The sequence below is a fragment of the Curtobacterium sp. BRB10 genome (assembly GCF_031844325.1).
Lineage (GTDB): Bacteria > Actinomycetota > Actinomycetes > Actinomycetales > Microbacteriaceae > Curtobacterium > Curtobacterium poinsettiae_A.
This window is the reverse complement of the sequence record NZ_JAUZVA010000015.1, coordinates 1-16,403: the sequence shown is the minus strand read 5'-3', so window position 1 is coordinate 16,403 and position 16,403 is coordinate 1. Positions and strand designations below refer to the sequence as shown.

Sequence of the window (16,403 nt, the reverse complement as noted above, 5' to 3'; positions counted from 1 at the left end):
AATGCCGGCTGCACGTCTGTCCCGAAAGGCGCAACTTTCGGGCACCCACTGGAGCCATCAAGCCAGCGACTGGGTGCGGGCAGTCTCAGACGACGTCTCCTCGTTCTGGGCCGGTAGTAGCCGGCGAACCACCGAGGGTCAGAACTACAACGACAATCGTGCGGCGGGTGTTGAGCACATGATGATTAGGCCCGCGGAACAGCGGCGCAGCCGCCCCATCATCGTGGGGTCTTGCTCACACGCCGATGAGTGATAGCCCCCTGTCGGGTTTCAGAAGCCGCTCACTTGCGGAGAAATCCTGTTCGGTAACCGATGGATTACCGAGGGTGCGGTCGACTTAAACGTTGACCTGGTACCCGAGGCTGAGGTCTTGTGCGTTCTGCCCGCGGATACCCCAGTTCAGTTGAGGCGTCTCGGTGATGGTGATCTCAACGCTGTGGGGTGGGATTCCCGTCGCTGACTCGATCCGGGCAAAAAGCTCGCTGATGAGGGCTCGCTTCGCGGAGACGGTCCGACCTTCGAACATCGAGATTTCGATGATCGTGTAGTGCGGTCCGCGATCCTCGGGGTAGATGAAGTCGGCAGGGTCGAGCGCGATGAACCGTTGGAACCGCTTCTCGATCGGGTAGTCCAGCGTCTTCATGATGGCGCCGTGAATCGCGTCCGAAAGCGCCGCACGATGTGCATCAAAGGTGGGTTTGAGGCCGTAGACGACGACTTGTGCCATGACGAGATCCTAGCGAGCACCGCTGCGCGCCCAGCCTCTACGACGGATCACCCACCGCGACGGTCTGGTCGTGAGTCTGGCCATCTCGACGACGACATCGTCCGGCATGTCAGCGTAGTAGTTCTCGTGGAGCTGCTGACCGAAGCGCTGCATGTCGGTCCCGGTCGGCTGGAGCGCCTGCTCGGCCGCGAGGGTGTCGAGCCCGTACCGGTTCACAGCGGTGACGGTGCCGGCCAGCGCTTCGGCCATCGGGTGGTCGTCGAAGACGAACGTCGCAGCGCCGACATGCACGGACTCGTTCCGCTGGACGGTGGTCTGCGTATGCCGAGACATCGCGCCAGTCACGGCATACGCACACCACGGTCGGTCAGGTATTCGAGCGTCATCGCGAGGTTTACGGAACGAGTTTGCATCGAGTCCACGCGCAAGCGGGCTTCCTCCCACTCCTCGAAGGAGACACGGCGGGCACTGACCGATGCCCAGCTGGGCTCCGGGAAGCCGGGGATGTCGCGTCGGCGGGCAGTCAGCCTCCGCTCATGTTCACGCTCGTCGCTGCAGAAAACCTCTACGAAGGCGAAGGGCACGTCCAGACGATCGGCGAGAGATCGCCACTGCTGCCGTGCTGGCTCGACGTCGTTGACCGCGTCGACGATGACGTCGTTCCCGACCATCAGCTGCTCTCGGGCGAGGTCCTCGACCACTACGTACGCAGCCATTCCGGTGGGCTCCTCACGAGAGACCCCCGCACGCCACATCGCCGCCTCGACGGGGTCAACGGACAGCAGCGCACATCTGAGCACCCCTGCGAGCTCGACAGACAGGGCGCTCTTTCCGGCGCCGGGAAGACCGGCCATGACGATGAGCATGCCCTTACTCCCGTGCACGCCGTGGAGCGCAGCGTGCCAAGGTCGCGCCTCCGGCACCGACCAGATGCGGCTGCACCGGGACGGTCACCGCGCTGCACCTTCCCAAGCGATGCCGACGCCGAACCCGATGATCGTCGTGCCGGCGACGCCGTCGATCGTTCGGGCGACGCGGCGGCGCTGCAACCACCGCTTGAAGCGCTGCGCGACGAGTGTCAGGAGGGTCAGCCACGCCGTGCCGATCAGCACATGCACGCCAGCCAACGCGAATCCCCACACCGCATGCGGCGCGGTCTCCGGGATGAACTGCGGCAGGAGGGCGACGTAGAACGCGCCCATCTTCGGGTTGAGAACGTTCGTGAGCAGGCCCTGACGCCACCCGCGAGAGAAGGAGTCGTCCACGCCGCCGCCCTCATCGCCAGAGCCCTGCACGTGACCGGTGCCACGGACCGCCGACCAGAGCATCTGCCCCCCGATCCAGATCAAGTATGCGGCGCCGATGATGCGGATCACCTCGTACAGCTGGGCCGAGGCGAGGAGTAGTGCGCTCACGCCGACAGCTGCCAGGAACCCCCAGACGAGCGTCCCGGACTGGATCCCCGCGATGACCCCGAACGCTCGACGCCGCCCACCCACAGCGGCGCTCCGGAGGACGAGAGCCGTATCAAGACCGGGTGTCACGGTGAGGACCCCGACGACGAGCGCGAACGAGACGAGGACAGCGATCGAGGGCAGCACCCTACGAGCCTAAGGGTCCGGAAAGCGCCGGCACAGCCGATCGGCGGAGCGCTGTCACGCTGGCAATGGTCTTGCTGCCGATGATCGCGGCAGCGTCGGCCCCGCGGAGCAGGCACGCCGCGATGAAGTAGACGATCAACCCCCGTGCTCGCACACGCACCCCCTCGTGAACTCCGACGCTACCGGGCCTGCTGCGTCAGCGCGGGATGGCCGGCGTCCTTCGTGCTGCGCACCACGCCGCGCAGGTCAGTGCGACGACGGCGGCGACCGTCCACCCGACGGCCGTGCTGGCGGCGGTTGCGATGAGGATGACCACGGCGGTTCCGATGGCAGTGCCGAGCTGCGCGCCGGTGTTAACGATGCCCGCGGCGCTACCAGCGAGCTCGTCGGGCACCGTCGTGCCCAGCCCGGTGGCCGCCACCGATGCGGCTGCGAGCCCGACGCCGATGACCGCGACTCCGGCCGCGATCCACGGCCAGGAACTCCCAAGAGTCGCCAGGATCACGTTTCCGGCGCCGATCGTCGCTGTGCCGACGGCGGCCAGCTTGTCTGGACCGAGTCGAGGAGCGATGCGCCCGGTGACGGCTGACCCGGCGACGACAGCGAGGCTGAAGGCCATGAGCGCGAGCCCCGACAGCAGAGCCGGGATGCCGAGCTGATCCTGCAGCACGAACGTCGCGAGCACGGATGACGAGCTGGTCGTCGCGGTGTTCACGAACGATTGCACCGAGCCCCGGCGCAGGTTCACGCTCCGGAACGCCGCACGCGGTACCAGCGGCCACCGCGCGCGGCGAAGCCGCCAGGTGAGCAAGCCAGCAACGAGGACGGCGAGGAGGAGCAGACCAGCCGCGTTCACCCGGGAGGCGCGGTTCTCGAGGAGCGCCGTGCCGGCGATGAGCGGCATCACTGTGCCGACGAGGAGGGCCGCGCCGAGGACGTCGAGTCGCGAGGCAGCACCCGGGGCGGGTTCGTCGCGAACCACGAGGAGCACCCCGGCGAACAGGATGGCTGCGACGGGTGCGTTGACCCAGAAGACTGCTGGCCACCCGAGCGCGGTGGTGAGGAGACCGCCGATGAGGAACCCGGTTGCACCGGCCGCTGCTCCGACGGCGCTCCACGCGGCAAGTGCACGGGATCTCGCCGGGCCGCTCCCGGTTGTGTGCAGGATCAGGCCCAGCGCGGAGGGGGCGGAGATTGCTGCGGCAGCGCCCTGCACTGCGCGGGCGATGAGCACTTGCGGGAGCGCGGTCGCGGTGCCGCCGATGATTGAGACAGCGCCGAAGACCGCGATGCCGATGAGCAGGATCTTCCGGTGTCCGTAGCGGTCGCCGAGCCGCGCGCCGAGGATCAGCATCGCGCCGAAGAACATGGCGTAGGTCGTCGCAAGCGGGCCGGCCGCTGCATCGTCCGCTCCGATGCCGTGCAAGATCGCGGGGATCGCCGTCACCACGCTCGTGACGCCGAGGACATCGACGAACTGAACGAGGCAGAGCACGGTCACGACTCCGGGACGCATCCCTGCACGCTACGGGATCGAGGTCTTCTCGCGTCAGCGAAAACTGGCGCAAGTGCCATGTCGGGACTATCTCGCCGCGGAAAGCGCTCAGTTCGGGCGCAACCTATAAGGCCGGACATTCAACGGGGCGGCGGGTGGACGAGGACACAGTACGAGCGCATCTGCTGGCGAGAGAGTTCGGTGTCAGCCGAGAGACTGTGTACGCCTACCTCCGTGCGGAGCGAAAGCCGGCCGAACCTGCATCAGCGTCGTCGACGCCGGACGCGACGCCTGGGTAGGAATTTGCCGATCACGCTGAGCACGACGGCGCCGGGAATGACCCACAGGATCGGCTGCTAGCGGCTCCACTCCGGCCAGCTACTCCACACCAGGAGCATGGTCCGGCCGAAGGCGTCGAGAATCATCGTCCCGGGATCTGATGGCTGCACGAGCGATGACTAGGGACAGCCGGGGACACTGGGCGGCGCGGCCTCATCGTCATGATCCCCACACCAGGAAGCCAATGACGCCCGCGATGATGACTGCCCCGATCGGCACCAGGTACACCCAGTCGCGGCGGACCGGCCCTTGCCCTGGCTGGTAGTCACGCTGGAACGGGGCAACCGGGTTGCCGCTCGTTCCAGGCAGGTAGTCCGCCGAGTGCTGCCGCACCGGGTACTCGGGACGTTGATCGCTCATTAGACCCCCATTAGTTCGTTCGGCAGGATGCCGTTCACTGGACATCTTGGCGCGCACGGTGTTGGCAGGGAAGTCCCGTTGTCGAACTATGGCGGCGGAAGCGGTCGTAGCGAGGCGATGCAGATCAGCGTGAACAGAACCACGCAACCAAGCTTGATCGGTCACAACTCGGAAGTCTAGATGTTTGCTGGATCCGCGATCCCCTCCCCCGAGGTCGCGAATGCGTCCGGGGAGCGACCGGCTGGCGGGCAGCCAAAAATCAGCCCAGGGCGGAAGGCGGCTACTGCCTTCCGCCCTACGCGCGCTAGCTTCCGTATTCGCGGATGGTGATGTTCGAGAAGGTCGCGGTGCCGCCGTCGGAGTACAGCGAGATGCCTGTGTCGCCGGCGTCGAAGTTCACCTGGTTGGACAGCACGGTGTAGCCGGCGTTGACGAACACTTCGACGCTTTGTGTGTCGACGAGGATGCGGAGGTGCACTGCGCGGGCGGCGGGATCGATGGGCGCTGCAGCCCGCGTATAGGGCGCCAACGCAAATCCTGCACGGTCGGACGGCGCGCGGTCGACGTACAGGTCGCTCCCGTACTTGCCGATGTTGGTGTGTCGCGCCCCATCCGCCGAGCGTCCAACCGAGATTCCGACGTTGGTGGCGTTGGTCCACGTGACGTCGAGCTCGATTTCGTATGCGCGTCCGTTGTAAGGCAAGACCACTGAACCGTTGACGGACAGGTTTGCGATCGGCACGGTCCGCTTCGCGGTGCCCTTGAGCGCCGCAATCGGTGCGCTGAGGAGGGTGTAGTGGCCATCGGTCTGCTTCTGCAGCGTGATCTCGCGGACGATGGAGTTTTGGCCGTTGTACCCGTCGGAGGCGTCGGTGGGGACTTGCCGGTTCGCGTACTTCCAGTTGTTCATCCAGCCGAGGCCGTACCGCTTTGTTGTCGGCGCTTCGTTGGCCGGCCATGTGACTGCTGCGTACCAGTCCCACCCCCAGTCGAGCCATTGCGGGGTGAGGTTGTCCGCCGTGTACGTGGTGCCGTTCCAGGAGCCGGTCCAGTACGCGTGCGTGCAGGGCAGTCCCTCGTTGTAGGCGTCCATGCTGCCGGCGAGGACCCAGTGTTTGGTGCCGTCGTCTGCTGTGATCTGGAAGAGGTCGGGGCATTCGATGCCGCCGAGGTTGTGGTCGGGGTAGTCGAAGTTGTGCTGGAGCGTCCAGTCGATGAGGTTCTTTGATGTGTAGAACGCGGCGTAGCGTTGCCGGCCGATGACGCAGACCCATTCGTTGCGGGCGTCGTCCCATGCCACCTTGGGGTCGCGGAACCACTCGGCGTTGGAAATCTGCGCGTCGGTGGTGGCGGCGCGTCCGTCGGTGTTGACGATGACGGGGTTCGGTCGGGCGGTGAAGGTGAAGCCGCCGTCGGTGGAGTAGAAGAGGTACTGCTCCTGGTACTTCCGAACGCCTCCGGTGGGGCGGGTGGCTAGCGCGATGACGGCGCCGGCGCCGTAGCCGGCGGTGTTGTTTGTGTCGATCAGGGTGCAGCCGGTCCAGGTGGGCAGGTTGGTTTGCAGGGGGATGACGGTGCCCTGGAAGGTGAAGTTGATGCCGTCGGTGGTGGAGACGTGGTCCCACCCGCCGTCCCCGTTGTCGACGTCGGAGTGCAGGTAGTAGAGCTGGTAGGCGCCCCGGGTGAAGACCGGTCGCTGTGGGTCGGATAGCCATCCAGCGGGCGGGGTCATGTGGTACTTCGCGCGGAATGATGTCGCTGCGGTGGCTGACGTGGAAGCGGATCCCGCGGCAGCAGCCTGGGCTGCTTCAGCGGGCGCCGCGGTGGCGAACAGCGCCAAGGCGCCGATGCCGGCGCCCTGGAAGAGGGCTCGGCGGTGGAATTCAGATGTCATCGTTCACTCCGATTCGAGGGTTGGTCGGTCCTGCGGTGTGGTGAGAGCCGTTGATTCGACGGCGGGTTCGTGTGGTGTCTGAGGTTGCGTGAGAGCGTCGCGGATGATGCGGCGCGGGTCGTAGCGGCGTGGATCGAGTTCGGACCAGTCGATGTCGACCCCGGTCTGCTCTTCGATCTGCGCTTTGGTCGTGTCAGCCCATCCCCGCAGCTGACGCAAGAAGGCGGTGAGCTGTCTGGTGTGGGCGGCGAGCCGAGCCGGTCCGAGACACAACCCAGCGATGACGGCGATGACGAGCAGTTTCTCGACGTCCACGGTGCTTCCTCGTCAGCTCGCTGGTGACCAGCTCACTCGTGCGACGGCACGGTGCCGTCGTGTGCGACCGGGGCGGTGGCCGGGTCGGAGCTTTTCTTGTTGTCGCTGGCGTGGATCTCGCTGCGGAAGATGTTGAGCGACTGTCCTAGCCCCTTTGCCAGGGCGGGCAGCTTGGTGGCGCCGAAGAGGAGTATGACGATGCCGAGGATGATGAGCAGGTGGATTCCGGTGAGGTTGCCGAGCATGATGAGTCCTTCGTGTGCAGGCGGCGCAGCGGACGCTACGTCACGGGGTGGTGGTTGAGGAAGCCGTCGAGAGGCGCCGGGCGAGGCGGCGGTCGTGTAGCCAGGCGACGGCACATGCGGCGAGGTAGAGCACGCCCATCGGGATGGCGAGGAGGAACATCGATGCGATGTCTGCGGACGGTGTGACGAGTGCGGTGAAGATGAGGATGCAGAGCACGGCGATGCGCCATGCGCCGAGGATCGTTTTCGCGGTGAGGACCCCGACGAAGTTGAGCAGGACGAGGAACACCGGTAGGACGAATGCGATGCCGACGGCGAGGACGAGCTTCACGGCGAAGTCGTAGTACGCCTTCGCATCGACGATCGAGGTGTCTTGGTGCGCGACGAAGCTGCCGAGGATTTGCACGATGTGGGGCAGGACGTACCAGCCGAACCAGCATCCGCCGAGGAAGAGGGGAATCGCGGATCCGAGGAACCCGATGGCGTAGAGCCGTTCCTTGCCAACCAGGGCAGGAACGATGAACGCCCACACTTGGTACAACCAGACAGGGCTGGCGATGACGACCGCGATGGTGATCGTGATTTGGAGGCGCAGGTCGAAGGCGCCGCTGATGGCGGGGAAGTTCAGTTCCGCGGTGTGACCGCCACCGGCGTTTGCGAGCTCGGTGACGGGTGCACGGAGTTGGTCGAGCACGAACGGTGTGAGGAACCACCCGATGACCGCGCAGACTGCAATGGCGAGCACCGCGCGGAAGAGCCGTTTCCGGAGTTCGTTGAGGTGCTGCCCGAGTGACATCGTTCCGGCGTCGGGGCGCTTCTGCCGCGTTGTCCCGCGGGGAACGGACGGGGCGCTCATCTGGTGGGCTCTCCCCGCGCTACGAGCACGTCATCGGCGGTCGGGAGGTCCGCCCCGCGACGGCTTACGGTGATCGCCGCGGCGCTGGCGCTGACCTGGCCGAGTCGTGTCAGAGCGCTGGAGTCCAGGGCATCGAAAGTGACGGTGGTGTCCTGGAGTTGCCAGATGAGGGCCGCCATGTACGTGTCTCCGGCGCCGACCGTATCGACGACGTCAACGCGTTCGCCGGGCACGGCCACCCGCTCTCGAGTGGTCGCGAGCGTTGCGCCGGCCGCACCGGTGGTGATGGCGACCAGCGTCACGCCAAGCTTGAGGAGCCGGTCGAGGACGGCATCGGCGCTGTCGCCCGGGTAGAGCCAGGCGGCGTCCTCGTCGGAGAGTTTCAGCACCGTGGCGTCTGCAGCAAGCTGCTCGAACCAGACCCGCTCAGCTACCGCATCTCCGAGGAGAGCGGGCCGGATGTTCGGATCAAACGAGACGATCCCGCCGGCGGCTGCAGTGCGTTGGACGAGCTGTCGCACTTTGCCCGCTCCGGGCTGCAGAAATGCGCCGATCGATCCGATGTGGAGCCATCGAGGCGTGTGCGGCAGGTGTGGCAGATCCCATTCGATGCCGAACTCATAACTGGGCTGCCCGTCCGGAGCGAGCCGGACCGTCGCCGCAGAGGTCCTCGTGGCACCGAAGACGCCGGGGGCCAACTCAACCCCTGACGCCTCGAGGTGGTCTGCGACTTGGTTGCCGTGAGCGTCGTCCCCGAGCCACGTGGCGAACTCGACCGGCACGCCGAGCCGCCCGAGCCCGAGGGCAACGTTCGCGGGGCTGCCGCCGGGGATCTCCCGTACCGCGTCGTCGTGAACGATGTCGACGAGCGCTTCTCCCGCAACGGTGATCCGATGCACAGTCATCTCCTTCGATGATCGGGAACGAGGTGGTGCCGGCGAACCTGTCGGCGCCGCCCCGCTAGATCGAGGCGGATCCAGCGGCGACGTCGGCGGCAGCCGAAACAGTTGTGACGCTGGGTTCGAGATCCCACACCAACGCCTGGTTTGGGGCTTCCAAGCTCCACGGCGGCGCCTGCGTCGGGTAGACGCGGGTGGTGATGGAACGTCCGGCGCTGGTGAACAGTTCGATGACCGATCCGTCCAGCAGCACTCGGACTGCGGGTCGGTCCGCGGTCTGGTCGAAGGGAGCACGAATCACCGCGGGGCTCGGGTCAGCGCGGTGATCTGTGCTGGCGTGTGCCCGGTCGACCGTGAGGGTGTCTGCATCGACGTCGACGGTGATGTCGAGGTACTCGGCATCGGAGAAGCGCAGCCGGACGCAGCCGGTGACGGCGACGGGCAGCACGATCTCGGCTTGCGCGCCGATGCGAGCACCGTGCGCAGCCTTCGAGCTGCCGACGCGGAGGGCGTCGATTGCAGGATGGGGCTCTGTGCCGAGCCGACCGTTCGCGATCCACGCCCGGCGCGGCAGGGAGATCGCTCCGGACCATCCTGCCTGCTCGGTCCACTGCTCGGTTCGGCCTTCCGTGACCCACCCGAACAGCACCGGCCCCCACGAGCTGGTCCGCATCACGGAAGCCGCGTAGAAGTGCTGCCCGTCGTCGACCTTGAACGGCGAAGGAGACCCGGTCAGCGGGATGGCGACGACGTCGCCCGGCCCGTCGGCGTGGGACCAGGACGCCACGATCGCGACGTCGGTGCCGTCGACGGTAAAGATCTGCGGACACTCCCACCCCTCACCTGTGTCGATGCCGTTGACCGTGTCGCGCGCCATCGACACCAGATCGCCGACGTACGTCCAGCTGATGCCGTCCGTCGATCGGTAGTGGCGGACGGACGCGGTCTGGTTCCTGGCCGCCGCGCCGACCGCCATCGACCAGCCGTCGTCGGTCTGCCAGACGAACGGGTCGCGGAACATGGTGATCGCCTCGTCCGTGGACGGGTCGGCGACGACCTGCACGGGGGCGCCGTAGGTGGTCCCGCCGTCCGTGGACTCGGCGAGGAGCACCGACTGGAACGGGCTGTGATCCACTTTCCCGGAGTAGTAGGCGCGGACGACCCCGTCGTGCAGGACCGTGTTGCCGGACCAAGCGCCACCGGAGTCGGCGCCACCGGGGACGGGGACGATGGCGGGGCGGTGGAGGGTCCAGTGCACCAGGTCGTCGCTGGTGGCGTGTCCCCACTCGACCGGGATCTCGAGGTCGACCTTGGGCCGCGACTGGAAGTACAGGTGCGCCTGCCCGCCGATGTCGATCGGGCCGTTCGGGTCGTTGACGTACCCGCGAGGGAGTCGGACGTGGAACTGCGGGAGGTGGTGGTCGGCTGCGGTCACGGCGAGTGCGGCTTCCTGGAGTGCTGTCGGCAGGGCGTGGAGGTCGGTCATCGGGACGATCCCGCCGTGACGCCTTCAATGAAGTACCGCTGGGCGAAGATGAACAGCAGGACGCTCGGGATCATGGTGAGCACGACGCCGGCGAGGACGACGGAGATCGATCCGGTGCCGAGATTGCCCTGGAGTCCGACGAGCCCGAGCGGGAGCGTGAACGTGTCCTGCTGGTTGAGGAAGATCAGCGGCCGGTAGTACTCGGCCCAGAAGCCGGAGAAGTTCAGGATCGCGAGCGTCGCGATCGCCGGGCTGGCCATCCGCGAGTACACGTGCCAGAACACCCCGAACTGGCTGGCGCCGTCGATGCGGGCCGCCTCCCCGAGCTCCTTGGGCATCTGCATGAAGTACTGCCGCATCAGGAACGTGCCAAACGCACTGCCGAGGGCCGGGACGATGAGCGACGCGATCGAGCCGGTCAGCCCCATGTCCTTCAGGATCACGAACACGGGGATGATGATCGTCTGGATCGGCACCATCATCGTGGCGAGGAAGATCCCGAAGATGGTGTTCTTCCCGGGGAAGCTGATCATCGCGAAGGCGTACCCGGACAAGGTGCAGGTGATGGTCTGACCGACGACGATGAGCAGTGTCACCAGGACGCTGTTGACGAAGAACTGCCCGATCGGGATCTGGTTGAACACCGCCGCGTAGTTGCTGAAGTCCCAGGACAGGGGAAGCCACTGCGGAGGGTTGTTGAACGACTCCGCCGGGGTGCGCAGCGAGGTGGTCAGCGTCCAGAGCAGCGGCCCGAGCGCGAACACGGCGGCGATGATCAGGATGATCATGCCGATGATGCTGCCGACCTTCGCCACCGGCTTCCGGCGCCGAACGATGTGACTGACGGCTGGCTGCGCGACCGTCTCCGGGGCGTGCAGCGGGTTGAGGGTGTCAGTGGTCGTCATTGGTAGAACACCAGCTTTCGTGCGGCGATGAACTGGATCCCGGTGATGATGCCGATGATGACCAGCAGCAGGATCGCGATGGCGGAGGCGAACCCGAACTGCAGGTTCTGGAACCCGGCCTGGTACATGGAGATCGTGGCGGTCGTCGTCGCGGTGCCGGGGCCGCCCTTGGTCATGATGAACGGCTGGTCGAACAGCTGCATCGCGTTGATCATCGCGATCACGGTCGCGAACAGGATCGTGGGGCTGATCAGCGGGATCTTGATCCGGAACAGGGTCCGCCAGGGGCCGGCACCGTCGATCGCTGCAGCTTCCTGCACGTCGACGGGCACCGCGAGCAGTGCGGCGACGAAGAGCACGAAGGTGAAGCCGACCTGCTGCCAGACCACCACCATCACGACCGTGACCTTTGCCCAGAAGGGATCGTTCAACCAGTGCGCCCCGGGGAGTCCGATCTCGTTCAGGTAGTAGTTGATGAGGCCAAACTTGGTGTCGAAGATGTAGCCCATGAAAATCGACACGGCCGCCGTCGAGGCCAGCAGGGGCAGGTAGAACGACGTCCGGAAGAACACACGCGTGGCGTTGCGCTTCCGGTTGTTCGCCAGCACCGCCAGGAGCAGGCCGAGCGAGATCTGCAGCACGACGATCGCGATCGCGAGGGCGACGGTCACACCGAACGACGCCAGGACTGGCCCGTCGGTGAAGAGCCTCGTGTAGTTGTCGAACCCAACCCACTTCGGGCTGCTGATGACGTCCCAGGACGTGAACGAGAGCCCGAGGGAGGCGAGGATGGGGATGAGGGTGAACACGGCGACAAAGAGCACCGCTAGCCCGATCATCAGGAACCCGAACGTGGACTCACGCCGACGCGCGCGCTTGGCCGCCGGCCGGCGGGCTGCGACCTTGGCAGCCCGCCGGATTGGTGTTTCTGTTGCTGCTGTCATCACGAAGCCTGCGACGCTGCCTTCTCGATGTCTGCCTGGAGGCCGTCAAGCGCCTTCTTGGCGTTCCCAGAGGAAATCGCCTGGGTGGTGCGCTGGTTGAGGGCCGTGGCGAGGGCGTTGTAGTACGGCGGTGCGGAGATCGGCACCGAGTTGTCGAGCTGGTCGTAGAACACCGACCAGTGCTCCGGCCCGGTGGTCTTGTACCGGTCGGCCGTCATCAACGACTTCTGGGCCGGAGTGGTGACGTTGCCGGGCCAGAGGGCGTCGAAGCTCTCCGGCTGCACCATGACCTTGATGACCTCGAACGCGAGGTCCTTGTTCTTCGAGGAGTTGAAGATGCCGTAGCCGCCGGCCCCGAAAAGCGACTTATTGCTCTTCCAGGTCGGGAACTCGACCACGTCGAAGCTCCCGTTCTTCATCCCGGCGTTGTGGAGACCGCCGGCCCAGAAGCCACCGCCGATGGTCATACCGATTCGGCCGGATGCCATCAGGCCCTGCAGTGTTGCGCCACCGCCGACATCGGGCGAGGGTGAGGCGCCCGACTTCTGCAGGTCGATGACGTACTGGAGCGCCTCGACGGCCGCGTCCGAGTTCGCCGTCGGGTCTCCCCACTTCCAGCCGCCCTTGCGTCCGGAGACGCCGATCGGGTTGTCGGAGAACGCCTTGCTCTTCCACAGCCAGTCACCGCCGGAGTACTTGCCCTCCTCGAGGAGGTTCCCGTCGTTGGCGTAGAGGAACGACGTCCAGCTGCCCCAGAGCCGTACCACCCAGTCGAACGCGTACGTGCCGCCCCCGACCTTCGCCAGGCTCTCGGCCGACGAGTGGAAGTCGTCCATCGACCACTTGCTCGTCGGGTGGGACAGGCCGGCCTTGTCGAACAGGTCGGTCGAGTAAAACATGCTGCCCGCGTTGAAGCTGTCGGGAAGCGTGTAGAGGTGCCCCTGGTACATCGTCGACTCCAGCAGCGCCGGGTGGGCGCCGGTGAAGTACTTGTGCAGGTCCGACAGGTTCTTCGTGACGTAGTCGTCGAGAGGCGTCAGCAGGTTCTTCGACGCCAGCAGCTGCTGCCCCTCGGTTGCGACACTGACGATGTCCGGCACGTCGCCGGAGGCGATCTGCGTGAGCACCTTCGCGAGGAAGTCGTTCCAGTCCGTGCCGTTGATCGCCGTGACCTGCAGACTCGCCTTCTTGTCGAGGGCCTTGATCTTCGGCTCGATGGCCTTCTGCAGGGCGGTCGCTGCGCTCTGCTCACCGAAGTAGAGCATCTTCACTGTGCCGGAGCTGCTGCCCCCGCCGCCGGTGGTCGAGCATGCAGCCAGCGATCCGATGCCGGCCAGCGCGAGTCCTGCGCCGCCAAACTTGAACAGCGTGCGCCGGTCGATCGGGGTGCTGAATCCGTTCGCCATGGGTCGCTCCTCTCTGAGCGATCGTGACCCCGCTAGGTCAGGGCCAATACGTATTTGCAGGGCGAGCGTACACAGCTTGTGGAGCGGACGCAATACGTATTTGCTTCTGGCATGATGATGGCAACGGAGGAGGCTCAATGGCGAACCGCAAGCGCACAACGCAGTCACAGCGCGTCACCATGAAGGACGTCGCGCGCCACGCTGGCGTGTCCCAGCCGACGGTGTCGTTCGTCCTGAACGATCGCCGGGACGTTTCGATCGCTGCTGAGACGCGCACTCGTGTCCTCGAGGCCGCGAAGGAGCTGAACTTTCAGCCCAACCGGGCGGCGCAGTCGCTTCGATCGAATCGGTCCTACACAGTTGGTGTGATCGCCGACCGGCTCGTCTCCCAGCCCTACGCGGGTCACATCGTGCTCGGCGTGCAGCAGGCCGTGCAGGAGGCCGGGTATGTGTGCTTCGTGGTCGAGACCGCGCAGACGTCCGACGGAGGCAAAGCGGCCGTCGAGAACCTCGTTCAGCAAGGAGTCGCCGGCCTGGTCTACGCAGCGCCCGGGCCCGAGTACGTCACCCCGGTCGCGGGACTCGACGCGGTCCCAACGGTCTTCGTCAACTGCTTCCCACCCGAGGACGCACCCGCAGTCACCGTGCTCGCCGACGAGTACCAGGGCGGGTACGACGTCGCTGCCGCCGTCTTCGCAGCCGGCCACACCACCGTCGCCTTCCTCGGCGGCCCAGAGGACGACTACGCGTGCCAAGAACGAAAGCGCGGACTCGAGCGCGCCGCCGCCGACGCGGGCATCCCGTCGACACAGATCAGCATCACGTTCGGCACCTTCCAGGTGGGATCCGGCTATGACCTCGCGGTCGAGGCCCTCGACGACGTGGCCATCCGTCCGACGGCGATCATCTGCGGCAACGACCGCATGGCGGTCGGCGCTCTGATGGCGGCGCAGGCACTGGGAATGCGATGCCCGGAGGACATCAGCATCGTCGGCTTCGACGACCAACCCGACCTCGCCGACCAGATGCACCCACCGCTCACCACCGTCGCGCTGCCGCACCAGCAGATGGGCTTTGAAGCCGGAACTCTGCTGCTAGCGGAGGCGGAACAACCCGGCCGACACCTCGTGCCCTGCGAATACGTCGCCCGCAGCTCGCTTGCGGCCCCACGACCCGAAGGAACTTGAATGACGCTCCCGTCCAGCACCCATTTCCAGCCCCCGAACGGCTTCGTCGGGGACGTCATCCCGTTTGAACACGAAGGCACCGCGTGGTTGTTTTACCTGCTCGACGAACGGCCGGACGCTCCCCCGCTCGAACGAGCAACCGGGATGCCCTGGGCGGTCGTGACCACAACCGACTTCGTCACCTTCAGCGACAGGGGCGTCGTACTGCCCTCCGGCGGCTCCGACGCGAGCGACTTTGACTGCTACACCGGCAGCGTTGTTCGTGATGAGGAGGGAACGCTGCACTTGTTTTACACGGGGCACAATCCCCGTATCAAGACCGGACCCGATGGCGGCTTCAAGGACGCGCAGGTTGTCGCGCACGCGACGTCATCCGGTGATCTGACCGACTGGACCAAGCATCCCGAGTGGGACTTCCCCGCACTCGCTGGCTACTCCCCCGAAGACTGGCGAGACCCTTTCGTCTTCCGTCCCAATGCCGGCCGGCCCTGGCAGATGCTCCTCGCCACTCGGCGACCGGACGAGCCGTATCGGCGTTCCGGCGTCGTGGCACGGCTCGAGTCCGATGACCTCGTCACGTGGCGGGATGCCGAGCCGATCTGGGAACCGCACCGCTTCATCACGCAGGAGTGCCCTGACGTATTCCAGTGGGGTGAGTGGTGGTACCTGGTGTACTCGGAGTTCTCCGACGCATTCTGCACCCGCTACCGCATCGCGAAGTCACCGGACGGCCCCTGGCTCGCGCCCGCTGACGACACCGTCGACGGCCGAGCCTTCTACGCCGCGAAGACCGTCGCGCTCGGCGACCGCCGGTACTTCGTCGGGTGGATCGCGTCGAAGGAGGACCGGCGTGATGCCGGCGCGTGGCAGTGGGCCGGCACCATGGCGACGCTGCAGGCCCACCAGCGCGCCGACGGGACGTTGCGGTTCGACCTGCCCGATGGCGTCAAGGCCGCGTACATGAACGAGGTCGATGTCACAGCGCACCTCGAACCGGTCAACGGCGCTGCAGCAACGGTGGGATCGGGCGCAGCTACGCGGTACGCGGCTTGGGTCGGGCCGGAACTCCCGTCGGAGGTGCTCCTGTCCGCGGACCTGACACTCGAAGCGGACACCCGGTCGTTCGGCGTGCTCCTGCGCACGAGTGACGACGGGGAAGCTGGCTACGCTCTCCGCCTCGAGCCGGATCGGAACCGGCTCGTGCTGGACCGGTGGCCGCGCGGCAGCACCGGCACCGAGCAATGGCAGATCCTCGGCGACGTTCCGCACGCCGTCGAGCTCGAGCGCCCAGTGGAGCTCTCCCCCGGCGCGCATCACCTCGAGGTGCACCTGGACGGAGACATCTGTGTCGCCGTCGTCGACGGGGCCGTCGCGTTGAGCACGCGTCTCTACGATCGCCCCGCGGGGCGCTTCGGTGTCTTCGCGCAGGACGGCGCGTTCACCCTTGATCGTCTGACGTTCCGGACTCGCTAGCGCCAGCATCGACGAAGTGCGCCTGCCCGGGGCACGGGCCGGCGCACTTCCTCGTCACGTCACTTCCAGATCGACTGCAGGTTCCAGGCTCGCAGGTCGTCGACGTGGGCTGTCCCACCCGTAGCGAAGGCGCTGACACCGGCGCTGGCCGAGTCCGGGAAGATCTGGTCCGTGAGGACCACCTGGCCGTCCGCACCGAACACCTCGATCGAAGAGGCGTCAACGAGGGTCCGCAGATCCAAGCCACCGCGGGTCAGCTGCAGCGGCGCAT

General features: G+C 66.3%; 18 protein-coding genes. 2 read left to right on the top strand and 16 right to left on the bottom strand.

Going from position 1 to position 16,403, the window contains the following annotated elements:
• Positions 1-337 precede the first annotated feature (337 nt).
• The 15 genes from Q9R26_RS18310 to Q9R26_RS18240 all read right to left on the bottom strand — a co-directional run bounded on the left by Q9R26_RS18310 (position 338) and on the right by Q9R26_RS18240 (position 13,472).
• A complete protein-coding gene (locus Q9R26_RS18310; protein WP_311228164.1) occupies positions 338-727 on the bottom strand; it encodes a tautomerase family protein in 390 nt (129 codons plus the stop codon).
• Positions 728-736: 9 nt separating this feature from the next.
• Positions 737-1,060 carry an ASCH domain-containing protein gene (locus Q9R26_RS18305; protein ID WP_311228163.1) on the bottom strand — a complete coding sequence of 108 codons (324 nt, stop codon included), beginning with the start codon at positions 1,058-1,060 and terminating at the stop codon, positions 737-739.
• Positions 1,061-1,068: 8 nt separating this feature from the next.
• Positions 1,069-1,593, bottom strand: a complete 525-nt coding sequence (locus Q9R26_RS18300; protein WP_311228162.1) for an AAA family ATPase — start codon at positions 1,591-1,593, stop codon at positions 1,069-1,071.
• An 84-nt stretch (positions 1,594-1,677) separates the two neighbouring features.
• Positions 1,678-2,328: a LysE family translocator gene (locus tag Q9R26_RS18295; protein WP_311228161.1), complete on the bottom strand. Its 651-nt coding sequence runs from the start codon at positions 2,326-2,328 to the stop codon at positions 1,678-1,680.
• Between the two features lie 196 nt (positions 2,329-2,524).
• Positions 2,525-3,844 carry an MFS transporter gene (locus tag Q9R26_RS18290; protein ID WP_311228160.1) on the bottom strand — a complete coding sequence of 440 codons (1,320 nt, stop codon included), beginning with the start codon at positions 3,842-3,844 and terminating at the stop codon, positions 2,525-2,527.
• A gap of 477 nt (positions 3,845-4,321) precedes the next feature.
• Positions 4,322-4,522: a hypothetical protein gene (locus Q9R26_RS18285; protein ID WP_311228159.1), complete on the bottom strand. Its 201-nt coding sequence runs from the start codon at positions 4,520-4,522 to the stop codon at positions 4,322-4,324.
• Positions 4,523-4,826: 304 nt separating this feature from the next.
• Complete coding sequence (locus Q9R26_RS18280) at positions 4,827-6,416, bottom strand: glycoside hydrolase family 32 protein (protein WP_311228158.1); 1,590 nt, start codon at positions 6,414-6,416, stop codon at positions 4,827-4,829.
• A gap of 3 nt (positions 6,417-6,419) precedes the next feature.
• Entirely contained in the window at positions 6,420-6,731 is a 312-nt protein-coding gene (locus Q9R26_RS18275) for a hypothetical protein (protein WP_311228157.1), read from the bottom strand.
• Positions 6,732-6,763: 32 nt separating this feature from the next.
• Positions 6,764-6,976, bottom strand: coding sequence for a twin-arginine translocase TatA/TatE family subunit (locus Q9R26_RS18270; RefSeq protein ID WP_311228156.1), 213 nt, complete (start codon positions 6,974-6,976; stop codon positions 6,764-6,766).
• Between the two features lie 40 nt (positions 6,977-7,016).
• Positions 7,017-7,772: a twin-arginine translocase subunit TatC gene (gene tatC, locus Q9R26_RS18265; protein ID WP_311228155.1), complete on the bottom strand. Its 756-nt coding sequence runs from the start codon at positions 7,770-7,772 to the stop codon at positions 7,017-7,019.
• 56 nt (positions 7,773-7,828) lie between these two features.
• A complete protein-coding gene (locus Q9R26_RS18260) occupies positions 7,829-8,737 on the bottom strand; it encodes a carbohydrate kinase (protein ID WP_396136845.1) in 909 nt (302 codons plus the stop codon).
• A gap of 55 nt (positions 8,738-8,792) precedes the next feature.
• A complete protein-coding gene (locus Q9R26_RS18255) occupies positions 8,793-10,217 on the bottom strand; it encodes a glycoside hydrolase family 32 protein (protein ID WP_311228153.1) in 1,425 nt (474 codons plus the stop codon).
• Positions 10,214-11,122 carry a carbohydrate ABC transporter permease gene (locus Q9R26_RS18250; RefSeq protein ID WP_311228152.1) on the bottom strand — a complete coding sequence of 303 codons (909 nt, stop codon included), beginning with the start codon at positions 11,120-11,122 and terminating at the stop codon, positions 10,214-10,216. Before Q9R26_RS18250 ends, Q9R26_RS18255 begins: the two co-directional genes overlap by 4 nt.
• Positions 11,119-12,066, bottom strand: a complete 948-nt coding sequence (locus Q9R26_RS18245; RefSeq protein WP_311228151.1) for a sugar ABC transporter permease — start codon at positions 12,064-12,066, stop codon at positions 11,119-11,121. Before Q9R26_RS18245 ends, Q9R26_RS18250 begins: the two co-directional genes overlap by 4 nt.
• A complete protein-coding gene (locus Q9R26_RS18240) occupies positions 12,066-13,472 on the bottom strand; it encodes a sugar ABC transporter substrate-binding protein (protein WP_311228150.1) in 1,407 nt (468 codons plus the stop codon). The genes Q9R26_RS18245 and Q9R26_RS18240 overlap by 1 nt, the downstream gene beginning before the upstream one ends.
• Positions 13,473-13,609: 137 nt before the next feature.
• Here Q9R26_RS18240 and Q9R26_RS18235 point away from each other — a divergent pair, with 137 nt between their 5' ends.
• Together Q9R26_RS18235 and Q9R26_RS18230 are read left to right on the top strand one after the other, a co-directional pair.
• Entirely contained in the window at positions 13,610-14,659 is a 1,050-nt protein-coding gene (locus Q9R26_RS18235; RefSeq protein ID WP_311228149.1) for a LacI family DNA-binding transcriptional regulator, read from the top strand.
• Positions 14,660-16,132, top strand: a complete 1,473-nt coding sequence (locus tag Q9R26_RS18230; RefSeq protein WP_311228148.1) for a GH32 C-terminal domain-containing protein — start codon at positions 14,660-14,662, stop codon at positions 16,130-16,132. It begins immediately after the preceding gene.
• Between the two features lie 59 nt (positions 16,133-16,191).
• Here Q9R26_RS18230 and Q9R26_RS18225 read toward each other — a convergent pair.
• Positions 16,192-16,403, bottom strand: a 212-nt coding sequence (locus Q9R26_RS18225) for a GH32 C-terminal domain-containing protein (protein ID WP_311228147.1), incomplete at its 5' end; no start/stop codon positions are given.

Excerpts from the sequence above, each read along its gene's own strand:
- Q9R26_RS18310 (WP_311228164.1), bottom strand. The coding sequence starts at position 727 with ATGGCACAAGTCGTCGTCTACGGCCTCAAACCCACCTTTGATGCACAT.
- Q9R26_RS18305 (WP_311228163.1), bottom strand. The coding sequence starts at position 1,060 with ATGTCTCGGCATACGCAGACCACCGTCCAGCGGAACGAGTCCGTGCAT.
- Q9R26_RS18300 (WP_311228162.1), bottom strand. The coding sequence starts at position 1,593 with ATGCTCATCGTCATGGCCGGTCTTCCCGGCGCCGGAAAGAGCGCCCTG.
- Q9R26_RS18290 (WP_311228160.1), bottom strand. The coding sequence starts at position 3,844 with ATGCGTCCCGGAGTCGTGACCGTGCTCTGCCTCGTTCAGTTCGTCGAT.
- Q9R26_RS18285 (WP_311228159.1), bottom strand. The coding sequence starts at position 4,522 with ATGAGCGATCAACGTCCCGAGTACCCGGTGCGGCAGCACTCGGCGGAC.
- Q9R26_RS18280 (WP_311228158.1), bottom strand. The coding sequence starts at position 6,416 with ATGACATCTGAATTCCACCGCCGAGCCCTCTTCCAGGGCGCCGGCATC.
- Q9R26_RS18270 (WP_311228156.1), bottom strand. The coding sequence starts at position 6,976 with ATGCTCGGCAACCTCACCGGAATCCACCTGCTCATCATCCTCGGCATC.
- tatC (WP_311228155.1), bottom strand. The coding sequence starts at position 7,772 with ATGTCACTCGGGCAGCACCTCAACGAACTCCGGAAACGGCTCTTCCGC.
- Q9R26_RS18260 (WP_396136845.1), bottom strand. The coding sequence starts at position 8,737 with ATGACTGTGCATCGGATCACCGTTGCGGGAGAAGCGCTCGTCGACATC.
- Q9R26_RS18255 (WP_311228153.1), bottom strand. The coding sequence starts at position 10,217 with ATGACCGACCTCCACGCCCTGCCGACAGCACTCCAGGAAGCCGCACTC.
- Q9R26_RS18250 (WP_311228152.1), bottom strand. The coding sequence starts at position 11,122 with ATGACGACCACTGACACCCTCAACCCGCTGCACGCCCCGGAGACGGTC.
- Q9R26_RS18245 (WP_311228151.1), bottom strand. The coding sequence starts at position 12,066 with ATGACAGCAGCAACAGAAACACCAATCCGGCGGGCTGCCAAGGTCGCA.
- Q9R26_RS18240 (WP_311228150.1), bottom strand. The coding sequence starts at position 13,472 with ATGGCGAACGGATTCAGCACCCCGATCGACCGGCGCACGCTGTTCAAG.
- Q9R26_RS18235 (WP_311228149.1), top strand. The coding sequence starts at position 13,610 with ATGGCGAACCGCAAGCGCACAACGCAGTCACAGCGCGTCACCATGAAG.
- Q9R26_RS18230 (WP_311228148.1), top strand. The coding sequence starts at position 14,660 with ATGACGCTCCCGTCCAGCACCCATTTCCAGCCCCCGAACGGCTTCGTC.